Annotated in this window: 6 protein-coding genes; all 6 read left to right on the forward strand. The window is 63.5% G+C overall.

What is annotated here, in order from left to right; genetic code table 11:
• Positions 1-344 (forward strand): mercuric ion transporter MerT (gene merT / locus C8R14_RS12940; RefSeq protein WP_110332641.1); only part of this gene is annotated, 344 nt, incomplete at its 5' end.
• 15 nt (positions 345-359) lie between these two features.
• The gene (gene merP, locus C8R14_RS12945; RefSeq protein WP_000732276.1) at positions 360-635 is read left to right on the forward strand and encodes a mercury resistance system periplasmic binding protein MerP; all 276 of its coding nucleotides are present in this window, start codon (positions 360-362) and stop codon (positions 633-635) included.
• Between the two features lie 27 nt (positions 636-662).
• Positions 663-1,070 carry an organomercurial transporter MerC gene (merC, locus tag C8R14_RS12950; protein WP_000522993.1) on the forward strand — a complete coding sequence of 136 codons (408 nt, stop codon included), beginning with the start codon at positions 663-665 and terminating at the stop codon, positions 1,068-1,070.
• A 38-nt stretch (positions 1,071-1,108) separates the two neighbouring features.
• On the forward strand, positions 1,109-2,791 hold the full coding sequence (gene merA / locus C8R14_RS12955) for a mercury(II) reductase (protein WP_003055149.1): 1,683 nt from the start codon (positions 1,109-1,111) through the stop codon (positions 2,789-2,791).
• Between the two features lie 17 nt (positions 2,792-2,808).
• Complete coding sequence (gene merD, locus C8R14_RS12960) at positions 2,809-3,189, forward strand: mercury resistance co-regulator MerD (RefSeq protein ID WP_110332642.1); 381 nt, start codon at positions 2,809-2,811, stop codon at positions 3,187-3,189.
• Positions 3,161-3,397: a broad-spectrum mercury transporter MerE gene (gene merE / locus C8R14_RS12965; protein WP_001087807.1), complete on the forward strand. Its 237-nt coding sequence runs from the start codon at positions 3,161-3,163 to the stop codon at positions 3,395-3,397. The genes merD and merE overlap by 29 nt, the downstream gene beginning before the upstream one ends.
• The last annotated feature ends 121 nt before the right edge of the window (positions 3,398-3,518 follow it).

A 3,518-nucleotide genomic window follows, 5' to 3' on the forward strand; every position in this document is an offset into this window, starting at 1 on the left:
AACCACAAAACGGGCGCGGCGCGCTCTTCGCCGGTGGGCTGGCCGCCATTCTTGCGTCGGCCTGCTGCCTGGGGCCGCTGGTTTTGATCGCCTTGGGGTTCAGCGGGGCATGGATCGGCAACCTGACGGTGCTGGAACCCTATCGCCCGATCTTCATCGGCGCAGCGCTGGTCGCGCTGTTTTTCGCCTGGCGGCGCATCTACCGCCCGGCGCAAGCCTGCAAACCGGGTGAGGTCTGCGCGATTCCCCAAGTGCGAGCTACTTACAAGCTCATTTTCTGGATCGTGGCCGCGCTGGTCCTGGTCGCGCTCGGATTTCCCTACGTCATGCCATTTTTCTATTAATCACAGGAGTTCATCATGAAAAAACTGTTTGCCGCCCTCGCCCTCGCTGCCGTTGTTGCCCCCGTGTGGGCCGCCACCCAGACCGTCACGCTGTCCGTACCGGGCATGACCTGCTCCACCTGCCCGATCACCGTCAAGAAGGCGATTTCCAAGGTCGAAGGCGTCAGCAAAATTGACGTGACCTTCGAGACACGCGAAGCGGTTGTCACGTTCGATGATGCCAAGACCAGCGTGCAGAAGCTGACCAAGGCAACCGGAGACGCGGGCTATCCGTCCAGCGTCAAGCAGTGAGCCACTGAACCCGAACCTGGGGCGATCATGGGACTGATTACACGCATTGCCGACAAGGCTGGCGCGCTTGGCAGCGTTGTTTCCGCGATGGGATGCGCTGCCTGTTTCCCGGCTATCGCCAGCCTGGGCGCGGCCATCGGCCTTGGCTTTCTACAGGAATACGAAGGGTTGTTTATCTCCAAGCTGCTGCCGCTGTTCGCAGTCGTGGCTTTGCTGGCGAATGCACTGGGCTGGCTGAGTCATCGGCAATGGTACCGCAGCCTGCTCGGGATGGTCGGCCCAGCCATCGTGCTGGCGGCCATGCTCTTGTTTTTTGGCAATTGGTGGACGGCGAACCTCCTCTATGTCGGTCTGGCCTTGATGATCGGGGTGTCGATCTGGGATCTGCTCTCACCGGCCAACCGCCGCTGCGAACTACCACCCAAACACGGCTAACTGCATTGGCAGTTGCCGAAACGAAAAGGAACGATGCAATGTATTTGAATATCACCGGAATGACCTGCGACTCGTGCGCGACACATGTCAAGGACGCCCTGGAGAAAGTGCCGGGCGTGCTGTCGGCGCTCGTGTCCTACCCGAAAGGCTCCGCGCAACTCGCCACCGATCCCGGCACCTCGCCAGAGGCGCTGACCGCCGCTGTGGCCGGCCTCGGCTACAAGGCCACACCCGCCGATGCCCCATCCACTTCAGCGCGGGGCAGACTGCTTGGCAAGGCGCTGGGATGGCTGGGCGGTGGCGACAAGGCTGGTGGTGATGGGGACGGACTGCACGTCGCCGTTATTGGCAGCGGCGGAGCCGCGATGGCGGCGGCGCTGAAGGCCGTCGAGCAAGGTGCGAACGTCACGCTGATCGAGCGCGGCACCATCGGCGGTACTTGCGTCAATGTCGGCTGCGTGCCGTCCAAGATCATGATCCGCGCTGCCCATATCGCCCATTTGCGCCGTGAAAGCCCATTCGACAGTGGCATCGCGGCGACTGTGCCTGCGATTGATCGCAGCAAACTACTGGCCCAGCAGCAGGCGCGCGTCGATGAGCTGCGCCACGCCAAGTACGAAGGCATCCTGGACAGCAACCCGGCCATCACCGTGCTGCATGGTGAAGCGCGTTTCAAGGACGACCAGAGCCTTGCCGTCCGTTTAAACGATGGCGGCGAGCGTGTGGTGGCGTTCGACCGCTGCCTGGTCGCCACGGGTGCCAGCCCGGCCGTGCCGCCGATTCCGGGCCTGAAAGAGTCACCCTACTGGACTTCCACCGAGGCCCTGGTCAGCGACACCATTCCCGAGCGCCTGGCCGTGATCGGCTCGTCTGTGGTGGCGCTGGAACTGGCGCAAGCCTTTGCCCGGCTGGGCAGCAAAGTGACGATCCTGGCACGCAGCACGCTGTTCTTCCGCGAAGACCCGGCCATCGGCGAGGCCGTTACAGCCGCGTTCCGTGCCGAAGGGATCAAGGTATTGGAACACACGCAAGCCAGCCAGGTCGCGCATGTGGACGGCGAATTCGTGCTGACCACCGGGTACGGTGAAATACGCGCCGACCAGCTGCTGGTCGCCACTGGCAGGGCACCGAACACGCGCAGCCTGGCATTGGAAGCGGCGGGAGTCGCTGCCAATGCGCAGGGGGCCATCGTCATCGACAAGGGCATGCGCACCAGTACGCCACACATTTATGCGGCTGGCGACTGCACCGACCAGCCTCAGTTCGTCTATGTGGCGGCAGCGGCCGGCACCCGTGCTGCGATCAACATGACTGGCGGCGATGCGGCCCTGGACCTGACCGCAATGCCGGCCGTGGTGTTCACCGACCCGCAGGTCGCCACCGTGGGCTACAGCGAGGCGGAAGCACATCACGACGGGATCGAGACCGACAGTCGCACCTTGACCTTGGACAACGTGCCGCGTGCGCTTGCCAACTTCGACACACGCGGCTTCATCAAGCTGGTCATCGAGGAAGGTAGCGGACGGCTCATCGGCGTGCAAGCGGTGGCCCCGGAAGCGGGTGAACTGATCCAGACGGCGGTGCTCGCCATTCGCAACCGTATGACCGTGCAGGAACTGGCCGACCAATTGTTCCCCTACCTGACCATGGTCGAAGGGCTGAAGCTCGCGGCGCAGACCTTCAGCAAGGACGTGAAGCAGCTTTCGTGCTGCGCCGGATGAGGAAAAGGAGGTGTTCAATGAGCGCCTACACAGTGTCCCGGCTGGCCCTTGATGCCGGGGTGAGCGTGCATATCGTGCGCGACTACCTGCTGCGCGGATTGCTACGGCCGGTCGCGTGCACCACGGGCGGCTACGGCTTGTTCGATGACACCGCGTTGCAACGGCTGCGCTTTGTACGGGCTGCCTTCGAAGCGGGTATCGGCCTGGACGCACTGGCGCGGCTGTGCCGGGCGCTGGATGCTGCGGACGGTGACGGTGCGTCTGCGCAGCTTGCCGTGTTGCGGCAACTCGTCGAGCGTCGGCGCGAGGCCCTGGCCAGCCTCGAAATGCCATGCCAACCGAACCGGCACAGCACGCGGAGAGTCTGCCATGAACAGCCCAGAGCACTTGCCGTCTGAGACGCACAAACCGATCACCGGCTACTTGTGGGGCGCGCTGGCCGTGCTCACCTGTCCCTGCCATTTGCCGATTCTCGCCATTGTGCTAGCCGGCACGACGGCCGGCGCGTTCATCGGGGAGCACTGGGGTATTGCAGCCCTCACGCTGACCGGCTTGTTTGTCCTGTCTGTGACGCGGCTGCTGCGGGCCTTCAAGGGAAGATCATGACCGCTTCCCAGCCAGCCGAGAGTGGGCAGCTTTGAGCTTCGCTACCAATCTGGAGGAGTACCACCATGAACGCAAACGCCCCGAACACTGCCAGTTGCACCACCTGCTGCGTATGCTGCAA

The organism is Nitrosomonas eutropha, assembly GCF_003201195.1.
GTDB classification, from domain to species: Bacteria; Pseudomonadota; Gammaproteobacteria; order Burkholderiales; family Nitrosomonadaceae; genus Nitrosomonas; species Nitrosomonas eutropha.